The sequence below is a fragment of the Pseudomonas sp. LBUM1668 genome (genome assembly GCF_059695715.1).
In genome coordinates this window covers 5,399,737-5,420,107 of the sequence record NZ_CP166787.1, presented here as the reverse complement: position 1 = coordinate 5,420,107, position 20,371 = coordinate 5,399,737, and the positions used below count along the sequence as shown (strand labels likewise).

At 57.9% G+C, this 20,371-nt stretch carries 16 protein-coding genes and 1 tRNA gene; 3 read left to right on the top strand and 14 right to left on the bottom strand.

Annotated features, from left to right (window positions below; translation table 11 throughout):
* Window positions 1-8 precede the first annotated feature (8 nt).
* From ACA061_RS24465 to rpsU, 10 genes are all read right to left on the bottom strand, one after another.
* Entirely contained in the window at window positions 9-1,691 is a 1,683-nt protein-coding gene (locus tag ACA061_RS24465) for a flavin monoamine oxidase family protein (protein ID WP_150617744.1), read from the bottom strand.
* Between the two features lie 221 nt (window positions 1,692-1,912).
* Entirely contained in the window at window positions 1,913-2,374 is a 462-nt protein-coding gene (locus ACA061_RS24460; protein WP_007910086.1) for an Lrp/AsnC family transcriptional regulator, read from the bottom strand.
* 127 nt (window positions 2,375-2,501) lie between these two features.
* Window positions 2,502-3,308 carry a DUF3037 domain-containing protein gene (locus tag ACA061_RS24455; RefSeq protein ID WP_210553538.1) on the bottom strand — a complete coding sequence of 269 codons (807 nt, stop codon included), beginning with the start codon at window positions 3,306-3,308 and terminating at the stop codon, window positions 2,502-2,504.
* Complete coding sequence (locus tag ACA061_RS24450) at window positions 3,305-4,048, bottom strand: HipA family kinase (protein WP_210553539.1); 744 nt, start codon at window positions 4,046-4,048, stop codon at window positions 3,305-3,307. Before ACA061_RS24450 ends, ACA061_RS24455 begins: the two co-directional genes overlap by 4 nt.
* A 156-nt stretch (window positions 4,049-4,204) precedes the next feature.
* Window positions 4,205-4,471 (bottom strand): DUF3077 domain-containing protein, encoded by a 267-nt coding sequence (locus ACA061_RS24445; RefSeq protein ID WP_210553577.1) that lies wholly within the window; start codon window positions 4,469-4,471, stop codon window positions 4,205-4,207.
* Window positions 4,472-4,868: 397 nt separating this feature from the next.
* A tRNA-Ile gene (locus ACA061_RS24440) sits at window positions 4,869-4,945 on the bottom strand.
* A 15-nt stretch (window positions 4,946-4,960) separates the two neighbouring features.
* Complete coding sequence (locus tag ACA061_RS24435) at window positions 4,961-8,707, bottom strand: bifunctional diguanylate cyclase/phosphodiesterase (protein ID WP_150617742.1); 3,747 nt, start codon at window positions 8,705-8,707, stop codon at window positions 4,961-4,963.
* A gap of 126 nt (window positions 8,708-8,833) precedes the next feature.
* Complete coding sequence (rpoD, locus tag ACA061_RS24430; RefSeq protein ID WP_150601844.1) at window positions 8,834-10,681, bottom strand: RNA polymerase sigma factor RpoD; 1,848 nt, start codon at window positions 10,679-10,681, stop codon at window positions 8,834-8,836.
* A gap of 67 nt (window positions 10,682-10,748) precedes the next feature.
* Entirely contained in the window at window positions 10,749-12,713 is a 1,965-nt protein-coding gene (gene dnaG, locus ACA061_RS24425; protein WP_150601843.1) for a DNA primase, read from the bottom strand.
* A gap of 482 nt (window positions 12,714-13,195) precedes the next feature.
* Window positions 13,196-13,411, bottom strand: coding sequence for a 30S ribosomal protein S21 (gene rpsU, locus ACA061_RS24420; protein WP_002551877.1), 216 nt, complete (start codon window positions 13,409-13,411; stop codon window positions 13,196-13,198).
* 202 nt (window positions 13,412-13,613) lie between these two features.
* Between rpsU and tsaD the strand changes: the two genes are divergently transcribed.
* A complete protein-coding gene (gene tsaD, locus ACA061_RS24415) occupies window positions 13,614-14,639 on the top strand; it encodes a tRNA (adenosine(37)-N6)-threonylcarbamoyltransferase complex transferase subunit TsaD (protein ID WP_210553540.1) in 1,026 nt (341 codons plus the stop codon).
* A gap of 23 nt (window positions 14,640-14,662) precedes the next feature.
* On the opposite strand, the gene plsY is transcribed toward tsaD, so the two are convergent.
* Window positions 14,663-15,232 carry a glycerol-3-phosphate 1-O-acyltransferase PlsY gene (gene plsY / locus ACA061_RS24410; protein WP_042561394.1) on the bottom strand — a complete coding sequence of 190 codons (570 nt, stop codon included), beginning with the start codon at window positions 15,230-15,232 and terminating at the stop codon, window positions 14,663-14,665.
* 74 nt (window positions 15,233-15,306) lie between these two features.
* Between plsY and folB the strand changes: the two genes are divergently transcribed.
* Window positions 15,307-15,663, top strand: a complete 357-nt coding sequence (gene folB / locus ACA061_RS24405) for a dihydroneopterin aldolase (protein ID WP_210553541.1) — start codon at window positions 15,307-15,309, stop codon at window positions 15,661-15,663.
* A complete protein-coding gene (gene folK / locus ACA061_RS24400; protein ID WP_497300171.1) occupies window positions 15,654-16,169 on the top strand; it encodes a 2-amino-4-hydroxy-6-hydroxymethyldihydropteridine diphosphokinase in 516 nt (171 codons plus the stop codon). Before folB ends, folK begins: the two co-directional genes overlap by 10 nt.
* Window positions 16,170-16,188: 19 nt before the next feature.
* On the opposite strand, the gene ACA061_RS24395 is transcribed toward folK, so the two are convergent.
* From ACA061_RS24395 to ACA061_RS24385, 3 genes are all read right to left on the bottom strand, one after another.
* A complete protein-coding gene (locus tag ACA061_RS24395; protein ID WP_210700479.1) occupies window positions 16,189-17,412 on the bottom strand; it encodes a multifunctional CCA addition/repair protein in 1,224 nt (407 codons plus the stop codon).
* Window positions 17,413-17,475: 63 nt separating this feature from the next.
* On the bottom strand, window positions 17,476-19,038 hold the full coding sequence (locus ACA061_RS24390) for a SpoVR family protein (protein WP_150601839.1): 1,563 nt from the start codon (window positions 19,036-19,038) through the stop codon (window positions 17,476-17,478).
* The gene (locus tag ACA061_RS24385) at window positions 19,035-20,306 is read right to left on the bottom strand and encodes a YeaH/YhbH family protein (protein WP_150601838.1); all 1,272 of its coding nucleotides are present in this window, start codon (window positions 20,304-20,306) and stop codon (window positions 19,035-19,037) included. The genes ACA061_RS24390 and ACA061_RS24385 overlap by 4 nt, the downstream gene beginning before the upstream one ends.
* Between the last annotated feature and the right edge of the window lie 65 nt (window positions 20,307-20,371).

Sequence of the window (20,371 nt, the reverse complement as noted above, 5' to 3'; positions counted from 1 at the left end):
AATTCCTCTTACTCGGGCAGGGCGATAGGGCCGATGTCTTTGAACACATCACCCGGGCCTGGGTTCTCTTTATGTGTAGCTCCACCGAAATGTTTAATGATCCCCCACACCGCGTTGAGCGAAGTCTGCACCGCGCCTTCAACCCACGCCGGCGTCCACGACACATCGTCACCGGCGATGAAAATCCCGCGTTGCTCGGCCGGCATGTCGTCCTGCATAAAGTGCGCGTACATGCGCTGGTTGTAGCGATAGTGGCCGGGCAGGGCGCCCTTGAACGCGCCAAGAAAGTGCGGATCGGCCTCCCACGACACGGTGATCGGATCGCCAATAATGCGCGCGGCGATGTCGACTTTCGGGTAGATCTTCTTCAACGCATTCAGCGCTAGCTCTACACGTTTTTCCACCGGGTGCGGGAGCATTTTCAACGCGTCGCTCATCCACGAGTACGACAGGCAAATCACGCCTGGCTTGTCGTCACCGTTGTCGAACAGATAGGTGCCACGGGTCAGGCGATCGGTGAGGGTCATGCTCATCAGGTCGCGACCGGTTTCAGGGTCTTTGTCCTTCCAGAACGGCCGGTCGACCATCACGAAAGTCTTCGACGACTGCATGTAGCGAGTGCGGTCGAGCGCCATCCACATCTTTTGCGAGAACAGCGTTTCGTCGCATTCGATCTGGGTGGTCAGCAGCCAGCTCTGGCAAGTGGTCAGAACGGCGGCGTATTCGCGGGTGTCGCCGTTGTTGTCGGTGACAGCGAAACGACCATCGGCTGCATGGGCGATTTTTTTCACGCCGGAGCGCGGGGCGCCACGGTGCAGGGATTTCAGGCTGGTGCCTTCTGGCCAGTGAACGCAACGTTCCGGCACATGGCGCCAGATGCCTTGCGGCACTTGTTCCACGCCGCCGACCACCAGGTGCTGGTGATCGTCGCAATTGGTCATCACCACGCGGAAGATTTCCAGCATCGAGTTAGGGAAGTCCGAGTCCCAGCCACCCGTGCCGAAACCGACCTGGCCGAACACTTCGCGATGATGGAACGACAGTTTGGCGAAGGCCTCGGAGGTGGCAACGAAGTCGTAGAACGTGCGGTCGTCCCACAGCGGCACCAGGGTGTTCCACAGTTCTTTGAGGCGCGGCACATCACGGTCGCGGATGGCTTGCTGGATATCGGCGAACTGCGAACCGGCTTCCAGCGCGTCCGCCCAGGCGTCAGCTACTTCCTGGAACAGCGCAGGAAGATCCTTCAGGCTTTGTGCGTAATGGGTTTTGCCTTCCAGGTCGATCACGGTGCTGCCGGAGGCCGGCGTCAGCGGGTTCGGGAACGGTTTGGTTTCCAGGCCGAGCTTGTCGACGTAGTGGTAGAACGCGGTGGAAGATACCGGGAAACGCATGCCGCCGAGCTCGGCGACGATACCGTCAGTGCCGTTGAACGCCTGCGAACGCAGGCGTCCGCCCAGCTTCGACGCCTCGTAAACCACCGGTTTCAGGCCCAGCTTCATCAACTCGTAAGCGGCCACCAGACCTGCAATGCCGGCGCCGACAATCGCCACTTCTGCGCCAAGGTTTTGCTCCGGGATGCAGCCGAGGCCAGCCGGGTGTTCGATCCAGTCGTCAAAGGCGAAAGGAAAATCCGGGCCGAAAATGGTGATTGGCTTTTTACCGTCTGCAGGATGGCGATTGTTCTTGTTCATGGCTGACCTTGCTGGCGACCCGACGCGCAATGCGCATCTGAGTATAGGAAAAGATGCCAGCCATTCTAGGGAGCGTAGAACACGTTAATAAGACGCAAAGTGTCGTCGTTTTGCCTATTTACCGATCAAAATGACGAGCTATAGCTTCACTCTGTTCCCTGTGGGAACCAGCCTGCTGGCGATGAGGCCGGATCAGGCAATCAGAAAGTCATGACCGAAGCCTAAACCGGCTGCCCCCGATCAATCTTGCTACTCAAAATAATCGATGTCGTGGTCTTCTCAACCCCATCCACACTGCCAATCTGATCCAGCAACTGATCCAGCTGCTCCGGCGAATCCGTGCGCAACCACGCCACATAATCAAATTCGCCACTCACCGCACACAGCTGCTGCACCTGCGCCATTGCACTCAAGCGGCGCAACACCTCTTTGCCAGAGCGCGGCTGAACCTTGATCCCGACATAGGCTTGCAACCCGCCATCGACCACACGCTGTCCCAGGCGTACCCCGTAACCGGTGATCACCTTGGCTTTTTCCAGGCGCGCCAATCGTGAGGTTACGGTGGTGCGTGCAATGCCCAACTGCCTGGCGAGCATGGCCACGCTTTCGCGGGCGTTGATTTGCAGGGCCGCGATCAACTGGCGGTCGATTTCATCGAGCACGGGCGGGCGGATGTCTGGCAAGAGGGGCTCCATGGGGCGCGGGTTGGTTGGCCTGCGCATGTTACAGGCTCAACGGGTTAGATATAGACATCGCATAAAAACGGAAAAGCCGCGCAAATGCGCGGCTTTATTGAGCAAATAGCAACTATTAAGCGTAGCGCTGTGCGAAGTCGGCAATTTTCTGTGTTGCCTGGAAATCAACCAGCTGTAGACCACGTGCCTCAATGCTTTCCTTGGCAACTTGTACCGCTTTGCGGTGGCGTGGGGATTCACTCTCCGCAGGAGTGCTCACGGGGATAAGCACGTTTTGCAACTGAATTATGCCTTCCTGCTCCGCTCTCACGAATTTCATCAGCCACTGATCGCAGTGATCGAGTATTGCGCTGGGCTCTGACTGGTCAAAAGCCAAGGGTTTAATAGCCGCCACGACCTTGTTGCGATGTACCAAGGGAAGATGAAGTTTGGTCAGATCGCCAGTCAGGGTGTCATCGCGAAAACTACGAATAGACGCGTGCGAAAACAATTCTCGAATCTCTCGAACCATGATCTCTTCGCGCCGCTCGCGGCCTATGCCTTGGCGATCTATGTAGCGGTTGAACAGCGTAGCTAAGGTCGCATCGAGGTTTTCCACGAGTATTGATCGCATGGGGCTGAAGCGAATCATCGACTCCTTCGGCTCCGTCATGAATCGAAAGTGGTTAACGATCTGCGATTCTTGAGCGCCTGCTGTCATGAGGCGAATGCTGTCCAGTTCGTTTTGGGCTATCTCCATAGCCTTTGCAAATAGGTTGCTGCACTCAAAGAAATGATTGACCCGTTTCAGATTTTTACGAGCGAGTTTGTACTCCATGCGGCCAATAGCAGGTGCCGAGAGAACGATGCCCACATTGGCAAACTCTTCGGTTTCCGCAAAGGGCGCGAAGCGCACGATGCTGTAAAGACAGGTGTATTTCATTTCAGGACGCTCCAGAATTCGTCCGATTGGCAAAGCATCAGGCTGCGTTCAATTTCCTCAAGCAGCGTTTCCAGTCCGAGTGCTCCGATGGACTCACACCACTCTTCGGGAATGTCTGAGCATAGGCCACGAAATCGTCCCGCAGTGTCATGCATCCGCTGAGAGTATTCAACTTTGTCGACCAGATCCAAACGCCATTCCCGATTTTCGGGGCCGAACACATGGCTTTCAGCAAACCTTGGAGCATCCAGTGGCCATTGGAATGCTTGGTTGTGATCGATCAGCTGTAGCTGATTGTTGGTACTGCACATCAGCAGATTTGGACGGCCACCAAATGGCCCCAACTGGCGATCACTGTTACCGACCCAGTAATCAAAAACGAAGACGGCTTTTTGAAGGCCGCTCGGAACCTGTAGTGCTTGTGAATACAGCAGGTCAGCAGCATCGGCGACGTAGGCAAGGGCATAGCTGTCCCCTGGTCCGAGATCACTGCGAGCTTCCGGGTTATAACGCAACAAGGCTGGATCGACATAGATACAGCCGTGCTCGGGGATTGGTAGGCCGAACTGAGCAGCCAAACGGGCGCAGAGCAGTTCGGCAATGCGTTCGGCGGGCGGTAGTTCCAAGCCTTTGACCACATAGTGCTTGTCATTGTTTGCACGACACAGGAATGGGCGTGTAATTCCTCCTTCCAGTCGACGAATGATTTCCACCGCTTCTATGTAGTTACTGACGGCCATTCATGGCTCCCTCATAAATCTGCTTCGCAGACAATACTGGTCTGCTTCTCGATGCACCATGCCTCGTAATCATTTCCAGGCTACATATCATTGAATATCAGGTTGTAGTGGCATCGGCGCCCCTATTGAGCGGGGCGAGTATCGAGGAAAGTGGCTCTAAACCTGCGTTCGATTCCGTGCCGTAAAGCTTTGATGGTTGATGACCTTTACCACATCATCAATCACCGCTTTGCTCATCGCCGCGAGGAAATGAGCGCCCCAGGCATGACGGTCGTTTTTTTTGTCGTAGGCGGCGTCTTCAGCGAAGGCTTTGACCAGAAACAGCAGGTCGGAGGCCTGGGATAAGGCGTCGCCAATCGGGACGCCAGCGCTTACATGGAAGAGGGGTTGGTTGGAGCAGTAGATGAAGGGGGTGAGGCCGATGGTTTTAGGTCTGAAGGGTGGGGCAGTTTTGTGTCAGGCATGGTGATACTCCTTGGTCCGAGGAACCGTTCTACACGTTTCCAAGCGAATAGGTGGCGGCTGTGCGCAGGTTGGAAAACCGGGAACCAAGGAACCGGCACGTCCGAAAACGTCCCACGCACAGCAGCCATAAAATAGGGCTGTTGCGTTTTAATTCGACGGGTTTCCAATCCCGACCGCTGATCAGCAGCGATGTCCGGAGAGTATCTCGTCGAAGAAATGCCCAACAGGCGCCAAGTCGCCAGAAAACACAGCTTCGGAACTTGCCTACAGCCCTCGGGAAGTCTTCCGAACATTGCACTCGAAAAGACCAAACCATCACCCAAGAAAAAGCCGCGCATTTGCGCGGCTTTCAATTTGGTGGGCCCACACGGACTTGAACCGTGGACCAAAGGATTATGAGTCCTCTGCTCTAACCAACTGAGCTATAGGCCCTCAGTAGGCCGCGGATTATAGCGACGGTTTCTCCGCTGTGCTATCCGAAAAATCCGATACGGTAATACGCAGAAATGTTGCGGCGAATTCTTCCGGTGGCAGCGGCAGGCTGACGATGTAGCCCTGAATCTGTTCGCAGCCTTCGGCGGCGAGGAATTGTTGTTGCGCCTGGGTTTCCACGCCTTCGGCGATGACGGTGAATTGCATGCTTCGGCCCAAGGCGATGATGGCGCGGACAATCGCCGCATCGTGCGGGTCGTCGGGCAGTCCGCGGACGAATGACTGGTCGATTTTGAGGATGTCCAGCGGCAGACGCTTGAGGTAGCTAAGGGAAGAATAGCCGGTGCCGAAGTCGTCGATCGCCAGTTGTACGCCCAGGTGTTTGAGTTGATGCAGCACTGCCAGTGCTTCTTCAGCCTGACTCATGATGAAATTTTCAGTAATTTCCAGTTGCAGTAAATCCGGCCTGAGATGGTTGTCCTTGAGCAATTGCTCGATGCGCCCGAGCAGATTCGGCTGACGCAGTTGCGCCCCGGCGAGGTTGACCGACAGCGGCCCAAGGCTGTCGTAGATCTGGTTCCACTCGGACATTTGCCGGCACGCGGTCTCCAGCACCCAGTCGCCAATCTGCAGGATCATCCCGTTCTCTTCGGCCAATGGAATGAAGTGCTCCGGCGGAACCTCGCCAAAGGTTGGATGCCGCCAGCGGATCAGCGCTTCGGCGCCGACGAGGCTGTGGTCGTCGAGGCTGATTTTCGGTTGGTAGTAGAGATGCAACTCCTTACGCTCGATAGCTCTGCGCAGTTCGTGTTCCAGTGCCACGCGCTCGATGGCCTGCGCCGTAAGATCGCGGGTGTAGCTCTCGACGCGGTTGCGGCCCTTGGCCTTGGAGCGGTACATCGCCGCATCGGCGTTTTTCACCAGTGTGGCTACGTCGCAACCGTCGCGGGGGTACAGGCTGGTGCCGATGCTGGCGCTGATGAAAAACTCGTGTTCGCCGGCCTGGAACGGTGCGCCGAAGCAATTGAGCAGTTTTAGCGCGATATGGTCGGCGTCGCTGGCCTGTTGCAAGCCGGGCAGCAGAATAATGAACTCGTCGCCGCCGAGGCGGGCGACGGTATCAATGTCGCGCAATTGTTCTTTCAGGCGTACGGCGATGCCCTTGAGCAGCAAGTCGCCGACCGGATGACCGAGGCTGTCATTGATGTGTTTGAAGCGGTCGAGATCGAGGAACAGCACTGCACCCAGACCGTCATTTTCCTGCTGGTTGTTGAGTGCCGTGAGCAAACGGCTTTCGAACAATGTGCGGTTCGGCAGGCCGGTCAGTGGATCATGGTGGGCCTGATAATCGAGTTTGGCCTGAGCATGTTTGAGGCTGGAGATGTCGGCAAACACCGCAACAAAGTGGGTGATGAACTTGTCGCGGTTGCGCACCGCGCTGATCGTCAGCCAGCTCGGATACAACTCGCCATTCTTGCGTCGGTTGGAAATCTCGCCCTGCCAGTGACCTTCATCGGTCAGCTGGTGCCACATCGCTGCGTAAAACGCGCTGTCGTGCAAGCCCGAGGCGAGCAGGCGCGGTGTATGGCCGAGCGCTTCGCTTTCGCTGTAACCGGTGATTTCGGTGAAGGCCCGGTTAACCGCGCTGATGTGCTGCTGGGTGTCGGTGATCAACACGCCTTCTGCGGTGCTTTCGAAAACAGTCGCAGCCTGTTGCAGTTTCTCCTGCATCAGGTGGCGTTCGGTGATGTCGCGGGCAATGGTCAGCATGCAGTCTTCTTCGCCGATCGGTAGCGGTCGGGCAGACACTTCGCAGAGGCGAATCTGTCCATCGCTGCGGCGAATATGGCAACTGAAATCACGGACGAAGCCATCGCGGTGCAGTAGATCGAGCATCTGTTTACGTTCGTTGAGGTTGACCCAGATCCCCAGGTCCAGCGTCGAGCGATCCACCGACATGGCGCTGTTGAACCCGGTGATCCGGCTGAAGCCCTCGTTGACTTCCAGCAGTAAGCCGTCGCTTTGACGCGACAAAAGCAAACCGTCCGGCGAGGCATGGAAAGCCTTGGCAAACTTCTCTTCCGACGTTTGCAGTTGCTGTTGGGTTTCCTTGAGCTGAGTGATGTCGCGCACCACCACGACCAGTGCGGGCGTGGTGTCGAGATCAAAGGGTTCGGCGGAAATGAGCCCGGTAAACACCTGGCCATTGTTACGACGAAAGGGCATTTCCAGGTTGCGGATGCTGCCGGCCTGTAACCGCTGCAACAGCCCCGGTCCGACGCCGGGAATGCCCCAGATGTTGAGGTTGGTGGCGGTCTGACCGATGACTTCTTCGGCTTTCAGTCCAATCTGCTCTTCGAAGGCCTCGTTTACTTCCAGCAAGCAACCGTCAGACAACCGCGCGATCACCAGAATGTCCGGACATTGCTGGAACACCGAAGCGAATTTCTGCTCGGACAGGCGCAGTGCTTCCTCCGTACGTTTGGTCTCGCTGATGTCGATCATCAGCCCGCGCATCACCGGTTCATGGCCATGTTCGATAAGGCTGACGATGTCGCGTACCCACAGGCAACGACCGTCGGCGGTGATCACCCGGTAATCGAGGCTGTGATCGCGTCCAGCCAGCACTTCGTGATCGCAGAAGCTCTGGGCGCGGGTCAGGTCGGCCGGGTGGATAATGTTGCGCCAGAACCCCGGAATCAGCCAATGCGACAGCGGATAACCGAGCAAGTCTTCGGCGTGGGGTGACACATAGCTGTAGGTGAAGTCGCTCATGCGCGCTTCCCAGGCGATGGCCGACAAGCTCTCTACCAAGCCGCGATAGTGATACTCGCTGCTGCGCAATTCCTGTTCGAGGTCGATGCGTCGGGCGATCTCCGAGCTCAGACGGCGGTTGATGCGGATCACCACCGCCAGCACGATGATCAGGATCAGCAGGCCAGGCAGGCCGTACATCAGTAGATCCGACCAGAATGTCCGATGATCAAGGACGTTTCCAACCCAGTGCTCTTGAATAGCGCTGATTTCAGCCGGGGACATATCGGCCAGGACTTTGTCCAGAATGCCCACCAGCATCTTGTTGTCACGGGGTACGCCCATCGCCAGCTGATAGCGGTACGGAGTTTCGCCACTGACATAAAGGCCGTCGAGTTTCAGCTGACGCAGGCTCCAGACACTGGACGCGAGATCACCCACTACGGCGTCTACTTCATCGGTCGCGAGCGCTTGCAAGGCCGAGCTGACATTGGGCATGGCGACCAGATTAAGGTCGGGATGGTGGGTGCGCAGGAGTTCATGGGGCGCATAGTTTTCCACCACGGCGATCTTCAGGCCATACAGATCGTCAAGTTTGCGCGGTTGTGAACCGCCAACGTGGGCGAGGATGACAATCGGGAAGTCGAGGTAAGGACGTGTAAACGACAGATATTCCTGACGCTCCGGTGTCGACATGATCCCCGGCAGCAGATCGATTTTGCCCTGCTTGACCTGCTCAAGCACCACCGTCCAGCTCACCGGCTCTACTGGCGTGAGTTTGATCGCCAGACGCTGGCGTATGACGTCTATGTAATCAGCTGCAAGGCCCTGATAGCGGGCCTGATCGTCACGAAACTCAAAGGGCGGCCACGACGCGTCGACACCCAGGCGCAAGTCCGGGTGAGCCGTCAGCCAGCTACGTTCTTCATCGGTCAGAGTCAGCGCGTCAGCCGTTGCGGTCCAGATCATCAGTGACAGCAGAGTTAGCACGGACGCCAGTCTGGGCATAACGCTCTCGTTATGGCTCGGGGGTGAATATTTCGAGTGTAGACGGGGTATGCGGGGGAGGGGTGGTGCGGGGAATTTAATCTGCCACATAAACAAAACCCCCGGCCTGGGCCGGGGGTTCTGGTATCACTCGTCGAGGAAGGAGCGCAGATGCTCGCTTCTCGTCGGGTGGCGCAGCTTGCGCAGCGCCTTGGCTTCGATCTGACGGATCCGCTCACGGGTCACGTCAAACTGTTTGCCCACTTCTTCGAGCGTATGGTCGGTGTTCATGTCGATACCGAAACGCATGCGCAGTACTTTGGCTTCACGGGCAGTGAGGCCGGACAGCACTTCGCGAGTCGCTTCTTTCAGGCTCTCAACAGTGGCAACATCGATTGGCGACTGCATGGTCGAGTCTTCGATGAAGTCACCCAGATGGGAGTCTTCGTCATCACCGATCGGGGTTTCCATGGAGATCGGCTCTTTAGCGATCTTCAATACCTTGCGGATCTTGTCCTCAGGCATTTCCATGCGTTCGCCCAGCTCTTCCGGGGTCGGTTCGCGACCCATTTCCTGCAACATCTGCCGGGAAATGCGGTTGAGCTTGTTGATCGTCTCGATCATGTGCACCGGAATACGGATGGTGCGGGCCTGGTCGGCGATCGAGCGAGTGATCGCCTGACGGATCCACCAGGTGGCATAAGTCGAGAACTTGTAACCACGACGGTATTCGAACTTGTCCACCGCTTTCATCAGACCGATGTTGCCTTCCTGGATCAGATCGAGGAATTGCAGGCCGCGGTTGGTGTATTTCTTGGCGATCGAGATCACCAGACGCAAGTTCGCTTCAACCATCTCTTTCTTCGCGCGGCGGGCCTTGGCCTCACCGATCGACATGCGACGGTTGATGTCCTTGATTTCAGCAATGGTCAAACCGGTTTCGGTTTCCAGCGCGATCAGTTTCTGCTGGCAACGGATGATGTCCGGCTGAACACGGCCGATGGCTTCGGCGTACTTGCTCTTGCCTTTGGCCAGGGCGTCGGACCAGCTTTCGTCGACTTCGTTGCTCGGGAACTGACGCAGGAAATCGGCGCGTGGCATACGTGCATCACGTACACACAGTTGCATGATCGCGCGCTCTTGCTGACGCAGACGATCCAGGGCACCGCGAACACGCTCGACCAGGGCTTCGAATTGCTTCGGCACCAGTTTGATCGGCATGAACAGCTCGGCCAGTAGCAGCAGTTCGGCAATCGCTGCCTTGTTGCTGCGACCGTGCTTCTTCAGCGCCTTGCGGGTGATTTCCATCTGATCGGACACAGCGCCAAAACGCTGGGCAGCGATGACCGGATCCGGACCGCTTTCGGCTTCTTCTTCGTCATCGGAAGAGTCGGCTTCATCGTCGTCGGTTTCGTCGTCAGCCTTGACGGCTTTCGGATCGACCGGCGGCGGCACTTCTGCCGCAGGCGGCGCAATGCCGTCGTCCGGGTCGATATAACCGCTCAGGACGTCAGACAGGCGACCACCTTCGGTGGTGACGCGGGTGTACTCGGAGAGAATGTGGTCAACCGTGCCAGGGAAGTGCGCGATTGCGCCCATCACTTCACGGATGCCCTCTTCGATACGCTTGGCGATTTCGATTTCGCCTTCACGAGTCAGAAGCTCAACGGTACCCATTTCACGCATATACATGCGCACAGGGTCAGTCGTGCGACCGATATCGGTCTCCACCGCTGCCAACGCGGCGGCTGCTTCTTCCGCAGCCGCCTCGTCGGTATCGGCGTCGGCCAACATAAGGGCGTCCGCATCCGGAGCACTCTCGTGTACGGGGATCCCCATGTCGTTAATCATGCGGATGATGTCTTCCACCTGCTCAGGATCTGAAATATCCTCGGGCAGGTGGTCGTTGACCTCGGCGTAAGTCAGATACTTCTGCTCACGACCCAGTTTGATCAACTCAATAATACGAGACTGCTGTTGCGCTTTTCCGGACATAACACCCTATCCACTGAAGGTCTTGGCGGGCAAAAAACAAGCCGAGGATTATACCTGAGCTATGACCTCACGCGCCAGTTGAGGTCGGGCTTGATGCGGAAACATTGCGACTTAAAAGGTCGCGCAGTTGATTTTTCTCTTCGATACTCAGTTCGCTTTGACGCGCTTTCCTGAGTAACTGTTCCAGATTTCGCTCGCGTTGGCGGGCTGACAAGCTAGTAATGGTGTCGAAAAACTGTTGTTCAAGGTTATCTCCGTCAATCAGCCATTCCTTTTCTGCCAGCGCCTTGAGCAATCGACCCTGTTCAGTGCCGTGCCATCGCGCGATCAACTGAAATGAGTTTAGCTTGGGATTCTTCTGTACGGCTTCGAGCAACGCCACCAGCAGCTGGGCGTTGGTCTGATTTTCGTCCGCAATGTGCCCGGCATCTTCGACGCGCTCGGCCAATTGCGGGTGGTGAAGCAGTGTGCGCAGGGCGGTCAGGGTCGGCGACTCGACGCCGATTGGCGTCCGTGGGCGTTGCTGATCGCGATCGCCACCACGCTTGCCGTTTTTGTCCCAGGGTTTTTTGTCCCATTTCTTGCCGCCCGCGCCGGGTTTCTTCGGCGTCCACTCCTGCTGCGGCGCGTACATGTCCTGCGCCTGCGGCTGATGGTAGTCGCTGTAGTCGGGCATTGCGTCGTAATCGAAACCCGGATCGTAGGCGGGCGGCGCTTCCTGTGGTGCGTTCTGTGCGAGCTGACTGACGGTTTCGCTGCTCAGGCCGGTGATTTCGGTCAGGCGCTGACGCATCAGAATGCGCAGATTTGCACCTGGCACTTTGTCGATCAACGGTGCCGCGAGGGTGGCCATGTGGGCCTTGCCTTCGAGCGAGCGCGGGTCGGACTCTTCGGTCAGTTGCTGGAAGAAATAATCTGCCAGCGGCTGCGCATGCTGATTGATTCGGGCCTTGAAGGCATCAGTGCCCTCGGCGCGAATCAGCGTATCCGGGTCTTCGCCTTCGGGTAGAAACAGGAATCGCGCACGGCGTCCGTCCTGCAGGCTAGAAAGCGTTGCTTCCAGTGCGCGCCACGCGGCGTTACGGCCAGCCTGGTCGCCGTCGAAACAGAACAAGACGTTGGGCACGACGCGGAACAGGCGTTTCAGGTGTTCTTCGCTGGTCGCGGTGCCCAGCGTTGCGACAGCATTGCGCAGGCCTTGTTGGGCGAGGGCGATGACGTCCATATAACCTTCGACGACGATTATTTCGTCAAGGTTGCGGTTGTTCTTGCGTGCTTCATAGAGGCCGTAGAGTTCCTGGCCTTTATGGAAAACCGGGGTTTCCGGTGAGTTCAGATACTTGGGCTTGTCGTCGCCCAGCACCCGCCCGCCGAAAGCGATGATTCGCCCGCGGCTGTCGCGGATCGGGAACATCACGCGATCGCGGAAGCGGTCATAGCGTTTGCCGGTTTCGGCGTTCTCGATCAGCAGGCCGGCGTCGATCATGGCTTTTTGCTGAAGCGTGTCGCTGCTCAAATGTTTGAACAGATTGTCCCAGCCCGGCGGAGCAAAGCCGAGACCGAAGTCTCGGGCAATCTCACCTGTCAGGCCGCGGCCCTTGAGGTAATCCACGGCGGCTTTGCGCGCTGGGTGGCTCTTGAGCGCCTGCCGATAAAAATCAGCGGCAGCGGTGAGCAGCGGATACAGCGGCGAATCGGTCGGCTGGCGCGGCTTGTGCGGGCGGCCGCTTTCTTCACGGGGTATTTCCATGCCGGCGGCTTTCGCCAGGTCTTCAACCGCCTGGGGGAAATCCAGGTTGTCGTGATCCATGAGGAAGCCGAGCGCGTTGCCGCCGGCACCGCAACCGAAGCAGTAATAGAACTGCTTGTCGGGGCTGACGCTGAACGACGGGGTTTTTTCTTTGTGAAACGGGCAGCAGGCGGTGTAGTTCTTGCCAGCCTTCTTCAATTGCACGCGCGAGCTGACCACGTCGACGATGTCGGTGCGGTTCAGCAGGTCGTCAATGAAGCTCTGGGGAATCAGCCCGGCCATGGCGTGCTCGTTGTCTGCGCTGTAATAAGTCCGATGCGAAGGGCGGCCGGACGCGGGTCGTTGTTTGAAGCGCGCAAAATGTGCGGCTCGACCGGTGTCGTCTGCGTTATCGCTGTCGGGAAGTGTATCTGCCGAAAATCCACTGACGTTAGTACCAATCAGCCTTCGACTATTTGAAAGTGTTGCGCTGAATCCGCTGACGGCCGGTAAAGACCTCGGATAGCTCAATAAAGCGGGCACGCATGCAGGTGCCTTGGGCTGATCGTCGTAAGAGGAATCAGTGGGTGTGCTCGTCAGTAGCCTTGAAAGGCTCGTCAGAAAAGACGTGCACCGCTGGCAAAAGAGCCAGGTCTGACGTGTGAAGCAGATTTGTCTCGGTCGCGTGTGCGGCGTCGACGATGAAGCATCAAGCGATATCCGCAAATGCCAATAGCCCGGCTGAGGGCCGGGCTTGGCAGAAGCTTGCTACGAACGTCTGTGTATTAGTACAGACGAACGGCGCGGCGCTGTTCGCGCTGAACTTTCTTGGCGTGACGCTTAACAGCGGCTGCTGCTTTACGCTTACGCTCAGAAGTTGGCTTCTCGTAAAATTCGCGGCTACGAACTTCAGCCAGTACACCGGCTTTTTCGCAGGAGCGCTTGAAACGACGCAGAGCTACGTCGAAGGGTTCGTTCTCTTTAACTTTGACGGCTGGCATCCAGAGCTACCTTCTTTCATTACCGGGATCAACGTTCTCGTCGCAAAAAATTCGCGGCTGAGGTCGTCGGTTTTTAAGGGTTGCGGATGTTAACCCCTCATCGCTCGGAATGCAAAGCCTCTGATCGAAAACCGCTGGTCGGGGCATCACGCGGGGACTATTATGCGCGCCTTCGAATTCAGCCTAAACAAGGCGCAAACCCATGCTAGTACTGGGATTAGAAACCTCCTGCGACGAAACCGGCGTCGCATTATATGACAGTGAGCGGGGTCTGCTGGCCGATGCACTGTTCAGTCAGATTGACCTGCATCGCGCCTATGGCGGTGTGGTGCCGGAGCTGGCCTCGCGTGACCACGTCAAACGCATGCTGCCCTTGATTCGTCAGGTGTTGGCCGAGGCTGACTGCGTGCCGACCGAGATCGACGCGATCGCCTACACCGCGGGTCCTGGCCTGGTCGGGGCGCTGCTGGTGGGTGCTTCCTGCGCCCAGGCATTGGCGTTTGCCTGGGGCATTCCGGCGCTCGGCGTGCATCACATGGAAGGTCATTTGCTGGCGCCGATGCTGGAGCCCAAACCGCCGCAATTCCCGTTCGTCGCTTTGTTGGTCTCCGGCGGTCATACGCAGCTGGTTCAGGTTGATGGCATCGGTCAATACGCGTTGCTCGGCGAGACCCTTGACGACGCGGCTGGTGAAGCTTTCGACAAGACCGCGAAGATGATGGGCCTCAATTATCCCGGCGGGCCGGAAATCGCCAAGCTGGCGGAGAAGGGCGTCGCAGGACGTTTCACTTTCCCGCGTCCGATGTGTGATCGCCCGGGGCTGGAATTCAGCTTCAGCGGTCTGAAGACCTCGGCGCTCAACACATGGCAGCAACGCATCAGCGCCGGGGACGACAACGAGCAAGCCCGTTGCGACATCGCTCTGGCGTTCCAGCAGGCCGTGGTGGAGACTTTGACCATCAAGTGCAAGCGCGCCCTGAAGCAGGCAGGCATGAAGCGTCTGGTGATTGCTGGCGGCGTCAGTGCCAACAAGGCGCTGCGTGTGTCGCTGGAGAAAATGCTCGGCGACATGCAGGGCGATGTGTTTTACGCCCGTCCTGAATTTTGCACCGACAATGGCGCGATGATCGCGTTCGCCGGTTGCCAGCGATTGCAGGCCGGACAGCAGGAAAGTTTGGCGATCAGCGTGCAGGCGCGCTGGCCGATGGAGCAATTGTCGGCGCTCTGATGAGCAGTGCTCGTGGACGGTATTCAGAAATGCCGTTCGCGCCCGGCAAACAGGTCGCGTAGATTGCCGCGGTGGCGCCAGACGATCAGCAGCGTCAATGCGCTCATCGGCAGCAGTGCCTCAGGTTCTTGCCAGGCCAGTAGCGGCAGAGTCAGCGGTGTGGCGATCAGCGCTGCCAGAGAGCTGGTGCGGGTCAGGTAGAACGTCAGCAGCCAGGCACACACCGCCAGCAGCGCAGCAGGCGGATACAGGGCCAGCAGCATGCCGGCAGCGGTGGCGACGCCCTTGCCGCCGCGAAAACGGAAATACAGCGGGAACAGGTGACCGATCACGGCGCACACGCCAATCCAGGCCTGATCCTGCAGAGAAAGGCCGATAGCCGCAGCGAGCAGCACCGGCAGCAGGCCTTTGCACAGATCACCCAGCAGGGTCAGGATCGCGAGTTTGCGACCGGCCAGGCGCAGCATGTTGGTGGCGCCGGCATTGCCCGAGCCACTCATTCGCGGATCCGGATTTCCGGTCAGGCGGCTGAGCAAAATGGCGAAGGACAGAGAGCCGAGCAGGTAGGCGAGAGTCGCCAGTAACCAAAACATGCTTACTATTCCGGGCGAGGACGCCCTGATTCTAACGGCGCATTGCGCCCTTGTCGTGCAGCGGAGAAAAGTGCGTGGACAGAGTGTTTATCGAGGGCCTGGAAGTCGACACCGTGATCGGTGCCTACGACTGGGAGCGCGGCATCCGACAGTGCCTGCGTCTTGATCTGAGCTTCGCCTGGGACAATCGCCCGGCCGCGGACGGTGACGACCTGACCTTGGCGCTCGACTATGCCAGCGTTTCCACGCGTATTCAGGCGTTTGCCGAACAGGCGCAGTTCCAACTGGTCGAGACCTTTGCCGAACGCCTGGTCGCGGTGCTGATGGACGAATTCAAGATCACCTGGGTACGCCTGAAGCTGACCAAGCCCGGCGCCGTGCCGGCCGCCAAGGGCGGCGTGGGCGTGGAGATCGAGCGCGGATGTCGCTGACTCAGGTCTATCTCGGGCTCGGTAGCAATATCGAGCGCGAAACCCATTTGCGCGCCGGTCTGGATGCGCTGGCCACGTTTTTGGTGGATATCCGCTGTTCGGCGGTATTCGAGAGCCAGCCGGTGGGAATCAAGAGCGGCCCGTTCTTCAATTTTGTGGTGTCGGCGTTTACCGACCTGCCGTTGATGGAGCTCGATCGCCGTTTGAAATTCATCGAGGCGGATAACGGTCGGTATGCGCCGGACCGTAAGGGGTTGCCGCTGGATATCGACGTGTTGTTGTACGGCGATCTGATGGGCAATTTCGACGGATTGGTCCTGCCGCGCGCCGAGATACTGAAAAATGCTTTCGTGTTGTGGCCGTTGTCGCTGATTGCGCCAGATCGGGTGCATCCGGGTGTGGGAAAAAGCTTCGCGGCACTGTGGGCCGAGTCGCAGATTGATCAGGTATTGGCGCCGGTGGGCTTCGAGTGGCGGGGCGAGCAGCTCACACCGCCAAATCTATAAATCAAAAGATGATCTTGCTTCAGCGATTGTCTTTGTAAATCTTCAAAGCCTTCAGACGTTCACGCTTAAGCGCCTCTCCCAGCTCCGGCCCTTTGAATCCTTTCTCCAGCAATGGCTGCACCGCCACCCCGCGCGCAACGTTTGCCGCGCCACGCAAATAATCAGCCTGTGGATAACTCCTGTCCTCTAGTCCCTTACGGCCTCGAGCATCCATCTCGCACGCAGCGATAAACTCTTCAAACCGCTGCGGCCGGCGATAGACATCAAAACTTTGCAGCAGCTCCAGCAACGTTGATGCCTTCAACTCCAAGGCTCGGTGGCCGTGGGTGTGGTACTGGCCGACCAGCAGCGCCAATTCCTGACAGTCCTTCGGCGCCTTGAAGCGTTGGTTGACCGCTTTGATCAACTTCAAACCCTTGTGTTCGTGGGCGATATGTCGCGGCCATTCCTCTTCTGGCGTGAGGCCTTTGCCGAGGTCGTGCAGCAGGCAGGCCCAGCGCACGGTGAGCGGTTGTTTGTGCCGCGCCGATTGCTCCAGCACGCTGAGCGTGTGGATGCCGCTGTCGATTTCCGGGTGGTGTATTTCTGGCTGCGGCACGCCGAACAGCGCATCGACTTCCGGCATCAGCACTTTCAGTGCGCCGCAATCGCGCAGCACCTGAATGAATACCTGCGGCTGATCTTCCATCAGTGCCCGGGAGATTTCCTTCCAGCTGCGTTCGGCTGTCAGTGCCTCAAGTTCGCCGGACTCACTGAGCTGACGCATCAGCTCCAGCGTCTCGGGCGCAACGGTAAAACCCAAATCCGCGTAGCGAGCGGCGAAGCGGGCAACACGTAGTACTCGTAGCGGATCTTCGGCGAATGCCGGCGAAACGTGGCGCAGGATACGAGCTTCGAGATCGCGCTGGCCGTGATAAGGATCGGTCAGATTTTGCTGGTCGTCCTCGGCCATGGCGTTGATGGTCAGATCACGGCGGATCAGGTCTTCTTCAAGCGTGACTTCAGGGCTGGCGTGAAAGGTGAAGCCGCCATAACCGCGACCGCTTTTGCGCTCGGTACGGGCGAGGGCATATTCCTCGCCGCTTTTCGGATGAAGAAACACCGGGAAATCCGCGCCGACCGGACGATAGCCCTGAGCGAGCATTTCTTCGGTGGTGGCGCCCACCACGACCCAGTCGATATCGGTGACCGGTTTGCCCAGCAAGCGATCACGTACCGCACCGCCAACCTTGAAAATCTGCATAAAAAACCTCCGTTAGCCCGACAGGATAACCCTTGCGTCGGACTTTCGGAGGCCAGAACCGAATCAAAGGTGAATGACGGCGAGGTCGAGTCGACCGTAATCCCCTTCGCTGTGTTCACTGCGTGGCGGAACGTGATGGGTTTTCATGATCTGGTCGCCTTGCAGGGTTTCCAGATGAATGTCGAAACCCCACAAGCGATGCAGGTGTTTGAGCACCTCGTCGGTGGAGTCGCCCAGCGGTTTGCGGTCGTGTTGCTGATGGCGCAGGGTTAGCGAGCGGTCGCCGCGGCGATCAATGCTGTATATCTGCACGTTCGGTTCACGATTGCCGAGGTTGTACTGCGCTGCGAGGGTTTCGCGGATAGTCCGATAGCCCGTTTCGTCATGGATGGCGGGTACTAACAGGTCATCCTTCTGGTCATCATCAAGGATGCTGAACAGTTTCAGATCGCGGATCACTTTCGGTGACAGGTACTGCAGGATGAAGCTTTCGTCCTTGAAGCTGCTCATGGCGAATTTGATGGACGACAGCCAATCCGTCCCGGCGATGTCGGGGAACCAGTGGCGATCCTCCTCGGTGGGCTCTTCGCACATGCGCCGGATGTCGCGGTACATGGCAAAGCCGAGTGCATAGGGGTTGATGCCGCTGTAGTAAGGGCTGTCGAAACCTGGCTGGAACACCACGCTGGTGTGCGACGTCAGGAATTCCATCATGAAACCGTCGGTGACCAGGCCTTCGTCATACAGGTCGTTCATCAACGTGTAGTGCCAGAACGTCGCCCAACCTTCGTTCATTACCTGAGTCTGGCGTTGCGGATAGAAGTACTGGGCGATCTTGCGCACGATCCGCACGATTTCCCGCTGCCAGGGCTCCAGTAACGGCGCGTGCTTCTCGATGAAGTAGAGGATGTTTTCCTGCGGCTCGGCCGGGAAGCGTGCGTTGTCCTTGTCGCTGTATTTGTCCGCGCCTTTGGGAATGGTGCGCCACAGATCGTTGATCTGTTTCTGCATATGTTCTTCGCGATCCTTCTGCCGACGGCGTTCCTCTTCGGCGGAAATCGGATACGGGCGTTTGTAGCGATCGACCCCGTAGTTCATCAGCGCATGGCAGGAATCGAGCAGGTCCTCCACGGCATCAATGCCATGGCGCTCCTCGCATTGCATGATGTACTGCTTGGCGAACACCAGGTAATCGATGATTGAACTGGCGTCGGTCCAGGTACGGAACAGGTAATTGCCTTTGAAGAAGCTGTTGTGCCCGTAGCAGGCGTGGGCCACCACGAGGGCCTGCATGCAGATTGTGTTCTCTTCCATCAGGTAGGCGATGCACGGATCCGAGTTGATCACGATCTCGTACGCCAGCCCCATCTGCCCGCGACTGTAGGATTTTTCGGTGCTGAGGAAGTGTTTGCCGTAGGACCAGTGGTGGTAGCCCAACGGCATCCCGACCGAGGCATACGCGTCCATCATCTGCTCTGCGGTAATCACTTCAATCTGGTTGGGGTAGGTATCCAGCGCATAGCCGGCCGCGATACGGGCGATTTCGCGGTCGTAGGTCTGGATCAGCTCGAACGTCCATTCGGAGCCGGTCGAAATGGGTTGGCGTTTCTGCTCTTTGGCGGTCATGTCACTAACCTGCGCTGGAAGAGTTCACGGAAGACCGGATAGATATCCCCGGCCGAGACCAGTTGCTGCTGGGCAAACGTGTCGGAAAAGGCTTCGGCGATGCGTTCGTACTCGTACCAGAGGGCCTGGTGTTCGCGTGGGGTGATCTCCACGTAAGTGTAGTACTGCACAAAAGGCATGATCTGGTTGATCAGTATGTCGCGGCAGATAGGCGAGTCGTCGTTCCAGTTATCACCGTCGGAAGCTTGCGCGGCGTAGATGTTCCATTCGTTGCTCGGATAACGCTCGGCCATGATCTCCTGCATCAGCTTCAAGGCGCTGGAGACGATAGTGCCGCCGGTTTCCCGTGAATAGAAAAACTCCTCTTCGTCCACTTCCCGGGCGCTGGTGTGATGGCGGATGAACACGACGTCGATCTTGTCGTAGTTGCGCTTCAGGAACAGATACAAAAGGATGAAAAAGCGCTTGGCGATGTCCTTGGTTGCCTGGGTCATCGACCCGGAAACGTCCATCAGGCAAAACATGACAGCCTTGGAGCTTGGATTGGGTTGCTTGATCAGCAGGTTGTATTTGAGGTCAAAAGTATCAAGGAATGGCACGCGATGGATGCGCGCGCTGAGTTTTTCAATTTCTGCTTCGAGTGTCTGAATATCGCCGAAGTTATCGGGCTCTTCGCGTCTCAAACGCTCAAGTTCTGCTTTTGCTTCGCGCAGTTTTGCCCGGCTGCTGCCGGATAGGGCAATGCGCCGCGCGTGAGCTGAGCGCAGGGTACGAATGATGTTGATGCGTGAGGGGTTGCCTTCGTTACTGATCCCTGCACGCACGGTCTTGAAGGTGTCGGTACCGGTCAGGTTACGTTTGACCAGGTTCGGCAGTTCGAGATCTTCAAACATGAACTCGAGGAATTCTTCCTGGGTAATCTGGAAGACGAACTCGTCCATGCCCTCGCCGGAATTGCCTGCCTTGCCCGGACCGCGTCCGCCGCCCCCTCCCGGAGGTCGGGCGATGTGTTCGCCGGCGGTGAATTCCTTGTTGCCGGGATGAACCACAGTCTGCTTGCCGCCGCGACCGTGGTGAAGCACCGGCTCGTCGATGTCGCGACCGGGAATGCTGATTTGTTCACCGTGCTCCATGTCGGTAATGGAACGCCGGCTGACCGCCTCTTCGACAGCCTTTTTGATGTGGTCACGGTAACGCCGCAGGAAACGCTGGCGGTTCACCGTGCTCTTGTTCTTGCCATTGAGACGTCGGTCGATCACATAGCTCATAGGCCCCTCCGGGGAGCTTCAAGTCGTGAGCTTCAAGCTGCAAGCGATGCGGCGTCAGTACCCGG